This window comes from Flagellimonas beolgyonensis (genome assembly GCF_003992615.1).
In the GTDB taxonomy this organism is placed as follows: Bacteria; Bacteroidota; Bacteroidia; order Flavobacteriales; family Flavobacteriaceae; genus Flagellimonas; species Flagellimonas beolgyonensis.
Genome location: NZ_RZMY01000018.1, coordinates 144,777 through 162,524 on the forward strand (window position 1 = coordinate 144,777; position 17,748 = coordinate 162,524).

The 17,748-nt window shown below is 43.6% G+C and carries 11 protein-coding genes; 6 read left to right on the top strand and 5 right to left on the bottom strand.

Going from position 1 to position 17,748, the window contains the following annotated elements:
* Positions 1-14 precede the first annotated feature (14 nt).
* The 4 genes from EO131_RS15140 to EO131_RS15155 all read left to right on the top strand — a co-directional run bounded on the left by EO131_RS15140 (position 15) and on the right by EO131_RS15155 (position 4,715).
* Positions 15-1,022 carry a 4-hydroxyproline epimerase gene (locus tag EO131_RS15140; protein WP_127024109.1) on the top strand — a complete coding sequence of 336 codons (1,008 nt, stop codon included), beginning with the start codon at positions 15-17 and terminating at the stop codon, positions 1,020-1,022.
* Between the two features lie 25 nt (positions 1,023-1,047).
* A complete protein-coding gene (locus EO131_RS15145) occupies positions 1,048-2,751 on the top strand; it encodes a DUF885 family protein (protein WP_127024112.1) in 1,704 nt (567 codons plus the stop codon).
* Positions 2,752-3,005: 254 nt separating this feature from the next.
* Positions 3,006-3,851 carry a universal stress protein gene (locus EO131_RS15150; RefSeq protein ID WP_127024116.1) on the top strand — a complete coding sequence of 282 codons (846 nt, stop codon included), beginning with the start codon at positions 3,006-3,008 and terminating at the stop codon, positions 3,849-3,851.
* A 3-nt stretch (positions 3,852-3,854) separates the two neighbouring features.
* Positions 3,855-4,715: a universal stress protein gene (locus tag EO131_RS15155; RefSeq protein ID WP_127024119.1), complete on the top strand. Its 861-nt coding sequence runs from the start codon at positions 3,855-3,857 to the stop codon at positions 4,713-4,715.
* A 95-nt stretch (positions 4,716-4,810) separates the two neighbouring features.
* On the opposite strand, the gene EO131_RS15160 is transcribed toward EO131_RS15155, so the two are convergent.
* Positions 4,811-6,502 carry a RagB/SusD family nutrient uptake outer membrane protein gene (locus tag EO131_RS15160; RefSeq protein ID WP_241243872.1) on the bottom strand — a complete coding sequence of 564 codons (1,692 nt, stop codon included), beginning with the start codon at positions 6,500-6,502 and terminating at the stop codon, positions 4,811-4,813.
* A gap of 6 nt (positions 6,503-6,508) precedes the next feature.
* On the bottom strand, positions 6,509-9,712 hold the full coding sequence (locus EO131_RS15165; RefSeq protein ID WP_241243873.1) for a SusC/RagA family TonB-linked outer membrane protein: 3,204 nt from the start codon (positions 9,710-9,712) through the stop codon (positions 6,509-6,511).
* A gap of 576 nt (positions 9,713-10,288) precedes the next feature.
* Between EO131_RS15165 and EO131_RS15170 the strand changes: the two genes are divergently transcribed.
* Entirely contained in the window at positions 10,289-13,795 is a 3,507-nt protein-coding gene (locus EO131_RS15170) for a VCBS repeat-containing protein (RefSeq protein WP_127024122.1), read from the top strand.
* Between the two features lie 26 nt (positions 13,796-13,821).
* Here the strand turns inward: EO131_RS15170 and trxA are convergent, their stop codons facing one another.
* Positions 13,822-14,121, bottom strand: a complete 300-nt coding sequence (trxA, locus tag EO131_RS15175; protein ID WP_127024125.1) for a thioredoxin — start codon at positions 14,119-14,121, stop codon at positions 13,822-13,824.
* Positions 14,122-14,272: 151 nt separating this feature from the next.
* Here trxA and EO131_RS15180 point away from each other — a divergent pair, with 151 nt between their 5' ends.
* Positions 14,273-15,037, top strand: coding sequence for a 3-keto-disaccharide hydrolase (locus EO131_RS15180; protein WP_127024128.1), 765 nt, complete (start codon positions 14,273-14,275; stop codon positions 15,035-15,037).
* A 74-nt stretch (positions 15,038-15,111) separates the two neighbouring features.
* Here the strand turns inward: EO131_RS15180 and EO131_RS15185 are convergent, their stop codons facing one another.
* Together EO131_RS15185 and EO131_RS15190 are read right to left on the bottom strand one after the other, a co-directional pair.
* Complete coding sequence (locus EO131_RS15185; protein WP_127024131.1) at positions 15,112-16,116, bottom strand: DUF6340 family protein; 1,005 nt, start codon at positions 16,114-16,116, stop codon at positions 15,112-15,114.
* 172 nt (positions 16,117-16,288) lie between these two features.
* Entirely contained in the window at positions 16,289-17,689 is a 1,401-nt protein-coding gene (locus EO131_RS15190) for a S41 family peptidase (RefSeq protein ID WP_127024134.1), read from the bottom strand.
* Positions 17,690-17,748 lie beyond the last annotated feature (59 nt).

Here is a 17,748-nt window from a genome sequence, read left to right on the forward strand (position 1 = left end):
CTTAAAAAAAACACGTGGCAAGAAAAACCTTTTTTTGTGTGGACGCCCATACCTGTGGCAACCCGGTCAGGGTGGTGGCTGGTGGAGGTCCCAATTTGGTGGGGGAAAATATGAGCGAAAAGCGGCAGCATTTTCTCCGTGAATTCGATTGGATTCGCAAAGGGCTCATGTTTGAGCCCCGAGGGCATGATATGATGAGCGGGAGCATTCTGTTTCCACCCCACGACCCCCGAAACGATTTTGCTATTCTGTTTATTGAAACTTCCGGTTGTTTGCCCATGTGTGGTCATGGCACCATCGGAACCATTACAATAGCCATTGAAGAAGGGTTGATCACCCCAAAGGTGCCTGGGAAAATCCGCATGGAAGCACCCGCAGGTTTGGTGGAAATTGAATACAAACTGACCGGTAAAAAGGTGGAATGGGTCAAATTGGTCAATGTAAAATCGTATTTGGCGGCAGAAAACCTGACCATCGATTGCCCAGAATTGGGCGAGATTACTTTTGATGTGGCCTATGGGGGCAATTATTATGCAATTGTGGATCCCCAAGAAAATTTCAAAGGATTGCAACATTTCACTGCGGGACAGATCATTCAATTTTCCCAAGTGGTGCGCAAGCGCATCAACGAAAAATATCCCGATGCCTTCATCCATCCTGAAAATCCAACGATAAGGGACGTCAGTCATATGATGTGGACAGGCGAACCTTTAGATCCAGCTTCTTCTGGTAGGAATGCTGTTTTTTATGGGGATAAGGCTATAGACCGATCACCTTGTGGAACGGGAACTTCGGCAAGAATGGCCCAATTGTTTGCCAAAGGAAAACTGAAAATGGGAGAATCTTTTGTTCATGAAAGTTTCATCGGCAGCAAATTTGTGGGCAAGGTGGAGCAGGAATCGACCTTGGCGGGAAAACAGGCCATTGTGCCTAGTATTCAGGGTTGGGCTCAAGTAACAGGATATAACAACATCATTATTGACGATGACGACCCTTATGCCCATGGGTTCCAGGTAATTTAGATATGAACCAATAAAACTTAGCACCATGTATAAACTTTTGAAGGGAATTTCGATTTGGTTGGTACTCTTGGCTTCCATTGCGGTCTCGGCTCAGACCAGCAAACTTGCGGATTTGATAGACGAGTTCCGAGCGGACAATTGGGGACTCAACCATGTGTATATCATGAAAGAATCCGATGAATACTACCAACGGTTTTCCAAATTTTATGATGATTGGTCCAAACGAATGGATGACCTTGAATTTGGTTCCCTTTCCCAACAGGAAAAAGTGGACTACATCCTTTTGAAAAATCTCGTGACCAAGGGGGATTATTTCCTTTCCAATGATTGCAACGAGTTCAAAGCGGTGGCCAATGTTATGGATTTGGGTAAAGAGTTGGTGCCATTTATGCAAGAACGAAGAAGAGGCAAAAAACCCGATTCCAAACAGTTGGCGGGACACATGCAAAACGCTGCCAAAGCCATTGTGGCAGAAACCGAGACTAGAAAAAACAAACCATTTAAAGACTGGCAAACCGCCGAAAAGGCTTCCAATGTGGTGCTATCCTTTCAAAAAACATTGGAAGAAGCTTATGAGTTTTACTACGGTTACGACCCCGATTTTACCTGGTGGGTGGAACAGCCTTTTAAACGTTTGAATGAAGATTTGAAAGCGTATGCCGAATTCCTTAAGAACAACTATTCCGAAAACAGTGTCAAGGACGATGGCAGTGGCATTATCGGAATACCGATTGGCAAAGCCGCACTTATGGAAAGTTTGGCCATGGAGTTTATTCCCTATACCCCGGAACAATTGATTAAAACAGCAGAAGAACAATTTGATTGGTGTAAAAATGAGATGATCAAGGCGTCACGCGAATTGGGATATGGCGATGATTGGAAAGCAGCCTTGGAGCATGTGAAAAATACCTATGTGCCCGCCGGGGAGCAACCACAGGCCATCATGGACCTGTACAACCAATCGGTCGATTTCATTGAGGAGAGGGATTTGATCACCCTTCCGGCCATGGCCAAGGAAACTTGGGGTATGAAAATGATGAGCCCCGAGCGGCAAAAAGTGAGCCCCTTTTTCTTGGGAGGTACCGACATCATCATATCGTATCCAACGGATGAAATGGATCATGACGATAAAATGATGAGTATGCGTGGCAACAACCCCAATTTTTCACGTGCAACGGTGCACCACGAATTATTGCCCGGCCATAACCTGCAATATTTTATGACCAATAGGCACAAGAGTTACCGCAATGCCTTTTATACCCCATTTTGGACGGAAGGGTGGTCATTGTATTGGGAAATCATACTCTGGAACAAGGATTTTCCGCAGACCCCGGAACAAAAATTAGGGATGCTCTTTTGGCGGATACACCGTTGTGCCCGTATCATTTTCAGTTTAAAGTTCCATATGGGTGAAATGACCCCACAGCAATGCATCGACCTATTGGTGGATGAAGTGGGGCATGAGTACGCCAATGCAGAAGCTGAGGTCCGTCGCTCCTTTACCACGCGATACCCCCCGCTGTACCAATTGGCCTACATGATGGGTGGATTGCAGTTTTATGCATTGCGAAACGAAATGTTGGAGCAGGGCTGGACCGAGAAGCAGTTTCACGATCGTGTAATGCACGAAGGGCGGATGCCCATTGAGCTGTTACGCGCCTTATTACAGGATAAACCCTTGAGCAAAGATTATAAGACCCAGTGGAAATTCTCCACGGCATTCAACTGATAAAATTTGAAATCCCCTGTTCCCGATTTTGAACAGGGGATTTTTTTGGCAGGTAAATGAGCTCTGATTTAGTGTAAAGGACAAGCCATTCCTAAAAGATCCTCCTGCTTATAATGGGGCAACCTTCCTATTTTGAAACTGAAGATGGCTTGGGAAAGCAAACCAATACCAATAGCCTAGGTTCGGTATTCGATTGACCAATGTCATTTTCTAGGTGTGGCCTTACCGCTATCTTTGGATAAAGCCCAAATGTCATGCGAACTGTCTTAATACCCACCGATTTCTCAAAGAATGCGTTGCATGCCCTGCAATACGCCCAAGAACTTTATAAATGTGAGCGTGCTTGTTTTTTTGTGCTGCATGCCTATGCCGATGAGGTGTATGGTGAATTCAAAAATGTGGATCAGGACAAGTTGGATGAGTTGAAACGAGGAAAGGAGGCAGAGGTGCAGAAAAAATTGGATGATTTGCTCGATAACGTAATCGATGAGCCACCCAATCCATTACATACCTTTGAAACCATTGCAGCGTTTGATGCGCTGGTAGACAGCGTGAACGAATTTGTGGATGAAATGAACATCGATTTGGTGATTATGGGGACCAAGGGATCGACCAGCGACCACAAAACCACTTTTGGCAGTTTTACCATCGAGGTTTTTAAATATGTAAAATGCCCTGTTTTGGCCATTCCAGAGGATTTTAAATACCACCAGCCCAAAACCGTTCTTTTTCCCACGGATTATATGTTGCCCTATAAAAGAAGGGAATTGAAACTGTTGGATGACCTGGCCGGAAAGTTCAAAGCCAATGTGCATTGCCTCTATATTACCGATTTTGAAGATTTGAGTCCAAGACAAGAGGATAATAAATTGTTTTTGGAAGGGACCCTTTCCCGTTCCTATGTGTTTTTTGAGACCACTCCCGTAACAAATAGGGCAGAAGCCATCATGGAACACATCGAGAAGAAAAAGGCCGATTTATTGGTGATGGTGAATTCCAGGCATTCCTTTTTTGAGGATATGCTGTATAGATCAACCGTGGATTTATTGGGTTTGAAAGTAAAAATCCCCTTCTTGGTCATGCAAAACCTAAACAGATAGACCATGAAAAAGCAACGCATTGTATTGCCGACGGATTTCTCTGAAAATGCATGGCATGCAATGAAGTATGCTTTAACAATTTTTAGGGATGTCCCCTGTGATTTTTTTATTGTAAATGCCTTTCAGGTTGGCTCGTCAGGCTTGTCGACCAAAATGGGAATGGCCAATGACACCCGATTGTTTCAATTGATGAAGGAGGAATCGGAACGCGAATTGAAACGGGTGATGGAACGAATCCACGGGCGGGGCACCAATAAGAAGCATTCGTTTAAAACACTTTCCGTTGCCGATACGTTGGTAAACGCCATTGGAAAAACCGTGTATAACCAAGGGGTGGATTATATTGTAATGGGAACAAAGGGAGCCTCAGGGGTTCGAGAGGTGTTCATGGGAAGCAATACCTATAAAATCATCAAGGAAATTGATTTTTGTCCGGTATTGGCCATTCCTGATGATTATGAAATTCAACCAAGTATCAATACCATATTGTTGGCGACGGGGTATGAGCATTCTTTTGAAACGTATGAACTTAAACCAGTTTTGAAATTGGCCAAACATTTTGGCTCGAACATCAAAATAGTGCATGTGGGGCCCGAGGAAGCTTTGAATGAGAGACAACTCGAGTCCAAAACAGCTTTGGAAGGTCTGTTAAAAGTTGCGGATTATCAATTTCTGGATGCAGCTGAAAATATTTCGGTTAATGCCACCCTTCAGCAATTAATTGAGGAAGACGATAGTATTCAATTGATCGTGATGATCAACCATGACCATACTTTTTTTGAACGATTGACCCGTGAACCGGTCATTAAAAAAATAGCATTCAATACCAAAGTTCCCTTTTTGGTCATCCATCTTTTTGAGTAGCGAATCAATGTTTATAAAAGTAATAAGGCCCCGTCAATTGACGGGGCCTTATAGGTACTAAACGGAAAACGCTTAACTAAACTCAATTAAACTATTTAATACCCTGTGTTTTGGGTCAAGATATTACCACTAAGGTCAATCGCTGTAACCGGAATTGGTAATAGATCCATATAGGCTTGATAAGTTGCCACTTTTGTGTTGAAGTTAGGAATGGTCCTATCCTCGCTGGCAATATATGTATTCAATACATCAACAGTCACGCCCCATCTTCTCAAATCGAACAAACGATGGCCTTCCATACCCAATTCCAATCTCCTTTCAAAACGAACAGCTTGTCTGGCAAAGTTCACATCAGGGAATGAACCATAAGGTTCAATTTGGTAATTGGCAGCTGGGGCATCGCCAGCTTCGTTCAATACGTAGCTCATGTTCTTGGCACGATTTCTTACCCTGTTCACATAATCAAGGGCAGTTGGAAGGTCGTTGGTTTCAACAGCGGCTTCTGCGGCCATCAACAATACATCTGCAAAGCGCATTACGTTATAGTTTATTCCCGAATGCTGTTGTCCCCAAGCACCTGTACCTTGGTTGGCATCCAATTCACTAGCTTGGTAAATGTTCTTCTTGGGAAGATAAGGTCCGGAGATATCGGATGGCAATGCTCGAATCCAATCTTGTCCTGCCATAGGTCCGAAACCATTATAATCAATGCCTCTTCTACCCACAGTATAGTCCAATCTTGGATCAAGTGGCCCAGCATGTGGTGTAAATGGATCGGCACTTGGAACTCCTTGATCGTTATCCACATCGGTTTGGTTAAAGGTGTCCAATAATGGTAGACCTGAACCATCTGTTTGGTATGCGTTCACCAAATCTTGAGTTGGTTGATAGAAACCACAGCAAGATCCAAAGGGATCACCACCTGGGAAGTTCAGTGTTCCACCAATGTTACCGTTCAAGGACTGGCCACCATCGGATGCAAACTGAATGGCAAAAATTGATTCGGCTGAGTTTTCACCCGCAGCATTGAAGTTGTCCAAGAACTCAGCATTCAAGCTGTAAGGCCCATTGTTGATGACATCTTGCAACAACGTAAGCGCAGCTCCCCATTCCGATTGGAACAAGTGTGTTTTGCCCATGAAAGCCTTTGCAGTCCATGAAGTTGGTCTACCGGCAACCGGTTGGGTTGTAGGCAAATTATCGATGGCGTACTGGAAATCAGCCTCCACTTGATCCCAAATAGGACCGGTGTTGGGTTGGTTGAATTCCGTTGCAGCATAGTTCTCTTCAGAAATGTAGGCAGGATTGCCGTACATTTTCTGCAGTTCAAAGTTGAAATAACCACGAAGGAAACGGGCTTCGGCCAATTTAGCTGAGAAATCGACATCTTCAATGGTTGCAATCAAAGCAATAACCGCGTTGGCACGGTTGACCCCTGCATACAACGACAACCATTTACCCAAAATGTAGGGGTTACTGGTTTGGATGTCATAGGTTTCCAATTGGTAAAGTTCTACCTGGTCACTATCCGTACTGCCTTTATGGGCATCATCGGACATTACATCGAACCACCAGTTATCTGGACTGATGGCAAATCCGTTTCCGATTTGATTCAAACGAACACCATCCAAAGCGGAGTAGGCGCCGGTAAGAAGGAGGTCAACACCTGTTTCGTTGGCTATTGCCTCATCGGTCAACGAACCGACTGCAGGCTGTTCTGTAAAATCCTCTTTACAGGCAACTGCAGTGCAGATTAGTATTACGTATAAAAATATTCTCTTCATCATTTTTTTTTAGAATTTTAAGTTAACGCCAAATGTGTAAATCTGGGCCAATGGATATGGAGCTGTATCAACACCCTGGGTTAAGTTGTCCACAGAACCGCTAGCTACCAAGATTGGAATTTCTGGATCCATACCATTGTATCCAGTAATGGTAAACAAGTTTGAAGCCTGAACATAAAGTCTGATCTGGTTCATTCCGATTTTATCCAAAATGGTATCAGGAAGTGTGTAGCCTATCTGAAGGTTTTTGAGCCTAAAGTAGGAAGCATCCTCAACAAAATAAGAGTTTGGACTGGATTCGTTGTTGGTAATGGTTGAACTTAAAGCGGGAATGCTTGTATTGGTGTTTTGTGGTGTCCATGCATCCAATACCCTTGTGCTTCTGTTCCCGTTAAAGAAGGTAGGAAAATCAGTAAAGATTTTGGAGTAATTGTATGCATCCCTTCCTTGAACACCGGAGAAGAACAAGGACATATCCCAATTCTTATATCCAAAGTTCATGTTGATACCATAGGTGAAATCTGGGTGGGGAGATCCTATAAAGGTTCTGTCCTCATCGTTGATTGTACCATCACCGTTAACATCGCGGTATTGGAATCTTCCAACACCGTCTGCTGGGGTTTCAAACCCTTGACTTGCAGCGGCACTCACTTCGGCTTCGCTGGAGAAAACACCAACGACATCAAATCCATAAAAAGAGGAAATAGGTTGTCCCACTTGGGTCGCTGTTACGGCACCACCCCGGAAACCAGCATTACCAAATTGAATTTCGTTGATCAAATCGGTCACCTCGTTTTTGTAACGCGAAACATTCACATCCACACCATAGGAGAAACCGGATTCGGTTTGGTCCCTGTAGCCAACTGCCAAATCAAAACCAGTGTTCTGCACGCTACCGATGTTCACGAATGGTGCATTGGCATCAATTGCAGTTGTACTGATACGTTGGAAATCTTGAGCAATCAAATCTTTGGTTTTGATCTTAAAGTATTCAAATTCCACACTCAATTTGTTTTCCATAAGGCCCAGTTCGATACCGATGTTGCTGGTCTGGGAGGTCTCCCAAGTTAAATCTGGGTTACCGATGGCACTTACAATGGCACCGGTCGCTGGAGCACCAGATCCATTATAGGCATAGTTGGATTGTGCAGGATCTATTTGAGAAACGTTGATGGTCGGGTTTGCTGTTGGAACCGATTGGTTACCCAATTCACCATAGGACGCTTTCAACTTCAAACGATTGACGATACCAAGGTCGAACCAATCTTCATCACTCATCAACCATCCACCGCTAACAGCAGGGAATACATCACTCTTGTTGTCACCTAAGAAGTTTGATGAAGTATCACGACGTAAAGTAGCGGTCAGGAAGTACTTGTTTTTGAAAGAGTAATTTGCACTACCAAAAACCGAGAATAGTGAAGTGGTGTTGTCACCTACAAAACCAAATGTTGGATCTCCGGAACCTCTGTTCAACAAATAGAAATCTGGGGTTTCAAACAAGAAATTGGTAACACTGATGGTCTTTTGCTTGTTTCTGGTTTCCACGGCCTCGATACCCACAAGGGCATTGATGGTATGATCGCCGAAGGTTTTGTTGTAGTTCAAGGTATTGGTCCAGATCCAGTTGAAGATATCCACATCGGATTCAGTCAATTGGTTGGTCGATCTTGCCTCTGAGTGTTCAGGGTTAGTTGGTAAGAAGGCTCTTGTGCTCAACAATTCCACATCACCACCAATGGATGACTTAGCGGTAAGGCCGTCAAGAATTTCATAGGTAGCATAAATATCGCCCAATATCCTGAACGTCTTATAAAAATCATCTCCAGCACGTTGTAAATCAGCAACTGGGTTGGTAGGGTTGGAAAGTCCCAATGCATTGCTGTAAGTACCGGCATAGCTTCCATCGTCTGCAAAAGCAGGTAACAATGGGCTGTTACGCATGGCCAACATCAAGGGGCTTCCACCAAGACTTGTGTTTGGATTTTTAGGAGCGCTGCTGTTGGCGAAGGAAACGTTCAAGTGTTGGCCCACCCTAACTTTATCACCAATTTTGAACTCAGAGTTCACCCGGGTCAATCCTCTTTTGAAGGACGACTCCAACTGAATACCTTGACGATTCAAATAGGACATGGTTACGGAATATTTGGCCCCGGCATTTCCATTTTCCAATCGTAGGGAAACATTCTGGGTCGGAGCACTTCTAAAAATGTCATCAAACCAAGTTCCACTTGTTCTGGTGGTCACAGGAACTGGAGCACCAATAATAGTGGATGGTACAACAGGGGACGCACCATCTCCGTATTGCGGATGAGTAGGAGTCAAACCATCGTTGGACAAGCTATCAAATATCATTTGACCATGTTGTTCGGCGTTCAGGATGCCAGGCAGGTTTGCCGCTCTAGAAAAACCGGTGTACATGTCAAGCGAAACTTCAGCGGTTTCCATGTTGTAACCACCATTTTTAGTAGTGATGATGATAACACCATTGGAAGCCCTTGCACCATAAATGGAAGCAGCACCATCTTTCAAAACGTTCATTTGAAGAATGTCCGCAGGGTCAATGGCGTTCAAAATGGAGCCATCAGTGGTCTGGACACCGTCGATAATAAACAACGGGTCGTTGCCATTGGTGGAACCAAAACCACGAATTCGGATAGTTGGTGAAGAACCTGGAGTTCCTGAGTTGATCAAGGATACACCGGTTACCCTGCCTTCCAAGGCTTCAGCGGCGTTCACAAGTGGAGCTTTGGTGGCTTCTGAAAGGTCTACCGAAGCAACAGAACCTGTCAAATCGCCACGTGTTTGGGTGGAGTAACCTAATACAACCACTTCATCCAGCTGGCTCGCATCTTCCATCAACGTAATGTTAACTACAGATCTTCCGTTTACAGCAATTTCCTGCGTCTTGAATCCAACATAACTGAATACCAAGGTGGCATTGCCATCGGCTTGGATGGTAAAGTTACCGTCAAAGTCGGTTTGGGTACCATTGGTTGTCCCTTTTACCAGAACGCTGGCGCCAGGCAGGACTTCTCCATTTTCGTCGGTTACCGTACCTGTAATTGTTTGTTGAATTGTTTCGAGCGCCGAATCTGGAAAGTTCTCATTGGCTCGGACGAAATTGCTGCAACACAGCATCATTAATAAACCAAAGGCATAGGATAGCAAAGGCCTACCATGCTTTGGCCATGAACAATTGATTTCATTCATAATTGTCGAGGTTTGTTTAGTTAATTTCAGTTAAATAATTCTAATTAGGTTTAGTTTGTAATAAATTAAATAAAAAGTTAAAATATTCTTTGTAAATCATTAAAAGGCTTAAAGAAATCTTAAAATGATAATGACAAATTAAAAGATATTTTTGCTGATAAAACAAATTGAATTGGACAAATTTGTTATAAATCTAAAAAAGCAATATCCATATTTGGAATATCTTAAGTTAAATTTTAAAACTTTAAGAGGGCAAATACTTTCAATCTTCAGTCAATTTTTGAATTCGATAAGATTTTTTTAACACTTATTTAACTTTTTGATTAATAGTTGGTTAATGTGGGAATAAGGGAGGATTAACCCTTTGGGTCTATGGATAATTTGATTAAAATAGTTGAACCAAATTCAAGGAATCATTGCCTGAATTGAACAAATGCCTATTGGTTGCAATTTGCAGTTGGGAAAAAAGGAATTTTTATCATTGTAAAGAATTTTGTCGGAACAAAGCGAATGTTGTCCGGCCATATTAATGAGTTTTGAACCACCAATCACTAAACTAAATACATACCTCGATTAATGAATAACAGATTAATAGTCCTCGCAGTCTTGGTTTTGCAGACAATTTCCTGTTCCAAAAAAAATGACCAACCCCTTCGTTTTGAACTTTTAAATCCCCAACACACCCAGGTGGATTTTATCAACAAATTAGTGGAATCGGATACCATGAACATTGTTGGGTTCGAATATATGTACAATGGTGCAGGGGTTGCCATTGGCGATATCAATAATGATGGACTAAAAGATATTTATCTAACAGGAAACCAAGTAAATGACAAGCTGTATCTGAACAAGGGGGATTTTGTGTTCGAAGATATCAGTGCGTCTGCCCAAATAGAATCCACAGGTTGGTCCAACGGGGTAACAATGACCGACATCAATGAAGACGGACTCTTGGACATTTATGTGAGCCGTGGCGGCATGCGCGAATGGTCGCGAGACGATTGGGCCAATAGATTGTTCGTGAACATGGGGGATGGTACGTTCAAGGACATGGCCAAGGAATATGGCGTGGCCGATACAGGTTACAGCATGCAGTCCGTGTTTTTTGATTATGACAAAGATGGGGACCGCGATCTCTATGTGCTTACCAATGCCCTGGTCGACTATAATAGAAACACAAGCAAATACAAAACAAGCGATGGAAGTGCACAGAGTACGGATAGGTTGTACCGAAACAATGGCGACGGCACATTTACCAATATATCTATGGAAGCAGGCATTACCATGGAAGGTTTTGGACTTGGTGTCTCGGTCTGCGATATCAATAAGGATGGTTGGTTGGATCTCTATATTTCCAATGATTTTTTAACCGACGACCTTTTACTGGTGAACAATCAGGACGGCACTTTTAGTGATCGGCTTACGGATTATTTCAAGCATTTGAGCTATAACGGAATGGGCAACGACGTGGGCGACCTAAACAATGATGGGAACCCCGAACTGTTTACCGTGGATATGTTTCCCAATAGCAACGAGCGAATCAAACAGACCATGATGAAACCGAGTTTGGATGTTTTGGATCATAATATTTCGTTGGGATATGCACCACAGTTTGTCCGAAACACGCTTCAACTCAATAATGGTAATGAGACATATAGCGAAATAGGCCAGTTCAGTGGTATCTATAACACCGATTGGAGTTGGGCCCCTTTGATCGCGGATTTTGACAATGATGGGTTCAATGATCTTTTCATTACCAACGGGTATCGTAGGGACATTACCAACCTGGATTACCAATCCTATACTCAGAGACCGGCCAAATATCAAACCGAGGATGAACTGATCCAAGGCGAATTGGAGCGTGTAAGCAGCTTACCGGAGGTCAAACTTTCCAATTACATATATAAAAATAATGGAGATTTGACCTTTACTGAAAAAATAGAGGAATGGGGCTTTGAAACTCCCTTGTACTCCAATGGGGCTGCTTTCGCGGATTTGGACAATGATGGAGACCTTGATCTGGTGGTGAACAACATCGACGACCCTGTAAGCATCTACAGGAATAATACCATGGAGCAGGCCACGGCCGATGATCCAATTTCGTACCTGACCCTACAATTGAAAGGGAAGGCCAACGAGGATCTAACGGGAACGGAAGTTTGGGTTTATCAAGATGGTAAAACCCAATACAAATTTGCTTCTACGGTTCGAGGGTACTTGTCCACCATGGATCCTGAACTCCACTTTGGACTGGGCCATGCCAATAAGGTGGACTCCATTGTGGTGCACTGGTATGACGGTTCCTCGGAGCTAATAAAAGACGTTGATGCCAACCAAAAACTGGTCGCGGATATTGCCAATGCAGGTTCGGGTTCAAAAAGACTTTTCCAGAATAACGTGCCAAAATTGTTCAAGGAGGTGGCCCAAGAACTGGGAATTGATTATAAGCATGTCGAGGACGACTTTGACGAATTCAAATTGCAGACCACCCTATTAAAAATGAACACAAAATTAGGTCCGGGGATTGCCGTTGGCGATGTAAATGGCGACGGACTGGAAGATTTTTATATAGGGGGAACCAAGGAAAAGAAAGGAACATTCTACATGCAGGTGGAGGGTGACAAATTTGTGGAAAAACCGATAGCCTGTGCTGGACTAAAAGAAGATATGGGTGTGGTTTTTGTCGATTTGGACAATGATGGCGACTTGGATCTTTTAGCCGTAGACGGTGGTAGTATTGAAGAAATGGCGTTGCAGAATTATGAAGACATGGCCTATTATAATGATGGCGAAGGCAACTTCACCTGTGCGACCCTGTTCAAAAGGAAATCCAGGGGATCCGGTGTGGAATTGGCGGATTTTGACAAAGATGGTGACCTGGATGTGTTCATCGGTGGAAGGGTCATCAATGGATTTTATCCCAAGAGTCCTAAAAGTTATGTGCTTCGAAACGATCCAAATGGATTTACGGATGTTACTTTGGATGTGTTGCCCGAACAGGAACTGGGAATGGTAAGCGATGCCCTCTGGACCGATTTTGACAATGACGGATGGTTCGATTTGATCGTGGTGGGCGAATTTATGGACATCACTTTTTTGAAAAACAACAAAGGAAAATTCCAGGATGTAACAAACAACACAGGTTTGAAGTATACCAGCGGCTGGTGGAACAGTGTTGTTTCGGGCGACTTCGATGCCGATGGCGATATGGATTACCTAGTGGGCAATTTTGGACTGAACAGCGATTTCAAATGTTCCCCGGAACAGCCATTGACCATTTATACCAAGGATTTTGATGGCAACGGGACCATTGATCCCTTAATCAGTTGCTTTAGGGGAGGAGAGGAACACTTGATCCATACACGCGATATTTTGGTGGACCAGATCAGTTCCATGAAGGGCAAGTTCAAGGACAATGATTCTTATGCAAGGGCGGATTTTGAGGAAGTGAAGAAAGCAGTGGGTCTTTCAGGGGCAGAGCAAATGAAGGTGTACAATTTTGCCAGTAGCTATATTGAAAATTTGGGCAATGGGAAATTCACAATCAGTAATTTGCCCAACCAAGTACAGTTTTCACCGGTTTTTGGCATGTTGACAGGCGACTATAACCACGATGGAAATCTGGATGTTTTGGTCACCGGCAACCAATTCGATATTGAACCCTTTATTGGGCAAAATGATGCTTCCATTGGGTATTGTCTTCTGGGAGATGGAAAAGGTCATTTTACCGTTGTTAACCCGATGAAGAGTGGCCTGAATATTTCAGGTAGTGCCAAAGGGGCAGCAAGCATTACAATGGGAAATGGAAATTCGGTATTGCTCTTTGGAATGAACTCCGATACGCTTCAGGCCTACCAGTTGATGGACAATGGGGACGCCAGGGTTTCCCTAAATAGTGATGATGCATTTGCGATCATCAAGACCAAGGACGGTACCGAAAGGAAAATGGAGTTCGTTTATGGCGACGGGTATTTGGGCAATTCTTCCCGAACCTTAAAATTCAATAAGCAAGAGACACAGGAAATTCGGGTCACCAATTTTAAAGGGGAAACACGCACCCTAAATCTCGGTGATGTACTTTGACGTCAACATTTTCGATATTCAGTCAATCACATGAACGATTGGGCCACTTGGATGATCTCGCCTTTTTGGAGCACACCCGATTGGCGCCACAACTGTTTTCCGTTCTTAAAGAACATCATCGTGGGCACACCACGAACTTGGAAGGTATTGGCCAGCGTTTGGTTTTTGTCGACATCAATTTTAACGATTTTCAAATTGTCGCCCATTTCATCCTTGACCTGCTTTAATATGGGCGCCAGCATTTTGCAGGGACCGCACCATTCCGCAGAAAAATCGATGAGCACCAATTGGTCCGAGTTGATCAGATCTGCAAATTTCCCTTTCATGATAGTTTTGGATTTTGATTATGCAAGTTATAAAAACGACCCAGCTATAACATTGACGAAAATCATAAAAATCCCTTTGAAAAGAATCGGAACCCATACGAACCCATTTCATTTTTTTAATTTTATCCATGTACAACCTAACTAACGCATTATGTACCCAAAACACAAATTCCTGATTTTAGCCCTCATGGCACTTGTTGCCTGCAAAAATCAAGAACAAAAACAAGAGGAAACCACTTGGCGTACCAAGAAACAGGCCGTCGAAAATGAAACCCACAATCAACTGCTCGATATTGAAAAAGAGCAGGGATGGCAATTGCTTTTTGATGGAAAAACCCTAAATGGCTGGCATGTGTACAATGTCCCGGAAGGCAATTCGGTTTGGGAGGTGGTGGATGGCGAAATCCATTCCAATGCCAAAGATGAATCCCTGGTAGCCGGAGATTTGGTCACCGATAAAGCCTACAAAAATTACGAACTCAGTTTGGAGTGGAAAATTTCCAATCGGGGCAATAGCGGAATTTTTATGAATGTTCAGGAAAAACCAGAAATTCCCACAGCTTGGCAAACCGGTCCGGAATATCAAATTTTGGATTCGGACCATATGGATTATGGGGTGCCCGAAAAGCGCCCGGGTTGCCTTTACGTTTTTTTGCCCCAAGCCAATGAGGTTGATATGCAACAAGATCAATGGAATGAGACGCGCATCAAACAAGTGGACGGCAAGGTGGAATTTTATCTGAACGGGGTGCTAACGGCCACCGAGGATTTTGGCTCTCCGGAGTGGCAAAAGAAGATTTCAGAAACCCATTTTATCAAATATCCCGAATTCGGCAAAGCTACAGAAGGTAGAATAGCATTACAATATTGGTATTTTGAAACTTGGTTCCGGGATATCAAAATTCGGGAACTCTAACATTTTGGTACTGGTTCCATAAAATTGACTGCCACAATTCCATAAAAGGTATTGTGGCAGTTTTTATGTAATGGTCAGCGTTCCATGCGCTTTCGGTTCAGTAATATTTTTGCATAGTCCCTGGCCATCCGATCGCCAAAATCCTGATAGGATTTTTGGGCCCATTCCAAGGCTAGATCTGTATTTCCAAGTACTTCGTTTGCCACGGCAATATTGTAGGCCGCACGCCCTGCGGATTTTCTGTTTCCTTTTTGGGCCACATCGGTCCAAATTTCAATGGCTTCCTTCCAATTGGCCACTTCTGAGGCTCTCCAGCCTGCTTCGAACATTCTTTTGTCACGGCCACTTCCTTTTTTGTACATATCGCGCCTTACCCTAAAAAAGCTGGGGTAAAATCGGGATGCATAGTCCATTCCGGATGCATAGGCCGTTTCGGGCAATGCTGTAAAGGGAACTGTTCCATCGGCAAGGTCAAATTGCATCAAATAGGTCTGTTGGTATTGATCCACGATTCGTTTCACGGCAGGGTCGTACAATCGCCAATAGCTTTTAACATTCACTCGGGCCCTTCTGGGTATTCTGTCGCTCATTTTGCCCGTTTGTAGAACCGAGGTAACTTGTTCCACTGCTGTATTGATCACAAAATCGGTGTTGGAATCGAAATTTTCGAGCACCAAAAGCACATCGGCCTCGGAAGCTTCACAAATTTCGGTTACTTGGTCCCAGCTCAAAACTTCAGGTGTGGACCTTGTTCCGGTGCCCATCAATCGGGTCGTTTCCGGAATAACCACCTGCAAGCTGCCTTGATCGCGGAGCCCATCAAAAATACCCTTGATCGCCTCGTCGGAAGCCAGTTTGTCGGAACCTACTATTTCGCCTGTCGCAATGGATTCCAAAGTTTTGTTGGATTTATCCGATTCCTCGGTCAATGAACGATTGACCACGGCAATGGTCTGGATTTCATCAGGGAGCACCAAGGCGGGCTCTTGTGGGAAATCGAGATTGACATAACCGGAACTGGCACAGGAAAAAAGAGTAAGGGCGATTAGGCCTAAGCCAAAAAGTTGAGATTTTTTCATGACGGTAAGGTTTTGGTAAAGGATTTAGGGCAACAAATATGCCAAAAATGGGATTTTACACGCTTCCAAACCTATCAACGTTCAATTATGTCTTTTATTTTCAAGGGTTTAAGTAACTAATTTTTGACATTGGAAAAAGGTGTGCCTGCTTGATACATTCCATAGTACACGATCAATTTTGAAGCTGGGCCAGTAAACCGTTCAGAATTTCATCCTGTTCATCCAATAAATGATCTTTGATACAAATATCGGGCACCACACCTTCCGCTTTGGCACTTCCATTCACACGGATACTGTATCCTTTGGATAGATTGACCGTAATGCCCGTATTGGGCAATCGAAATTGAAACTGGGAGGCATAAAGCGTGGGAAATTCCCCTGTTTCTTCCCCAACTAGGGTCCCGAAACCATAATCTTGGATTTGTGCTGCCGTGACCGTCGACTGGGAATGGGACTGACGGTTTACCAGAACATACACTTTTCCCATAAACCGTTTGGCTTTGGGTTGTGGTTGATGGTAATCCAAATCGGGTTCATAGGTGGTCCCGTTTTTATGGGCCAGAATTTCCTTGAAATAGGTCTTGGTGGTATCAAAATGCTTTCGGGTATGCTCTTTCAGGACCTGGCTGGTTTTTAGTGAGAAGTGTGAATACCAGGTAAAGGGTCTGTCCGCAAAATAAGAAACCAAATAATCGCTGAAGGAATCGTTGCCACCTGGATTGTTCCGCAAATCAATGATCAAGTTCTTGCTTTTCTGGGCCTTGATCTGGGTAAAGCACGAATCAACAAAATGCTGATATTTTGCTTCATCGCCACCAAATTCTCCTGGGCTGAGGTAGGCCGACTCGCCTATGAATTTCAGTTGCATTTTGGAATCAATCACTTCGTTCCGTTTCATTTCATAACCATTGATCACGTCCACCGCTTTAAGGGTGTATGTAGCAGGTTTTCCTTCGGAAACCAATTCCACGGTAAAGGAATCTATTTGACCATAAACCTGCCAGTACAAACGCGGAAGGGAATACAGTTCAATCTTGGCATTTTTAAAATAGGGCCGTTCGGCAGAGAGTTGGGGATAAATTTTGGCCAAGATCTGTTCCATGGATTGCCCATTGATGGCTAGAATTTCCGACCCAACTTTGATGCTGTCATTCCCCGACCAATTTTTTCGTACCCACCCTGTACCATCTTCAAAGGTAATTTCTAAAGGAAAAATGGTTCCACCGGCATAGGCATAGGTTCCATATGACTGCCCGGGGAAGCCAATCTCGGTGTGTCCATTGTTCGCTTTGGAAATGATGCGTTGCAAAAGTGATGTCGCTTCCAATAGGTTGAAGCTATCCTTGCGAACCGACTGTTTGACCTCTTCATAATTGCGATCAAATTCTTTTTTGGGAGTGTAGGCATACAAATTATAATGGGCTTCTTCCATAGTGCTTTTCAGATAGGCCATGTCCGATAGAATTTGATCTTTTGTGAACGTTTCCTGGGCAGAAACACAGAACCAAAAAAGGAATACCGCAACATTGTGAAATCTAAAAAGACTTGTCGTGAAAGCTAAAGGGAATTTCATGCAAACAGTTTGAAATTAAAGGCGCAAAACTAGGCAAGCACACCATACGGAACGACCGA

Coding starts and splice junctions, on each gene's coding strand:
- EO131_RS15145 (WP_127024112.1), top strand. CDS start 1,048: ATGTATAAACTTTTGAAGGGAATTTCGATTTGGTTGGTACTCTTGGCT.
- EO131_RS15150 (WP_127024116.1), top strand. CDS start 3,006: ATGCGAACTGTCTTAATACCCACCGATTTCTCAAAGAATGCGTTGCAT.
- EO131_RS15155 (WP_127024119.1), top strand. CDS start 3,855: ATGAAAAAGCAACGCATTGTATTGCCGACGGATTTCTCTGAAAATGCA.
- EO131_RS15160 (WP_241243872.1), bottom strand. CDS start 6,502: ATGATGAAGAGAATATTTTTATACGTAATACTAATCTGCACTGCAGTT.
- EO131_RS15165 (WP_241243873.1), bottom strand. CDS start 9,712: ATGAATGAAATCAATTGTTCATGGCCAAAGCATGGTAGGCCTTTGCTA.
- EO131_RS15170 (WP_127024122.1), top strand. CDS start 10,289: ATGAATAACAGATTAATAGTCCTCGCAGTCTTGGTTTTGCAGACAATT.
- trxA (WP_127024125.1), bottom strand. CDS start 14,121: ATGAAAGGGAAATTTGCAGATCTGATCAACTCGGACCAATTGGTGCTC.
- EO131_RS15180 (WP_127024128.1), top strand. CDS start 14,273: ATGTACCCAAAACACAAATTCCTGATTTTAGCCCTCATGGCACTTGTT.
- EO131_RS15185 (WP_127024131.1), bottom strand. CDS start 16,116: ATGAAAAAATCTCAACTTTTTGGCTTAGGCCTAATCGCCCTTACTCTT.
- EO131_RS15190 (WP_127024134.1), bottom strand. CDS start 17,689: ATGAAATTCCCTTTAGCTTTCACGACAAGTCTTTTTAGATTTCACAAT.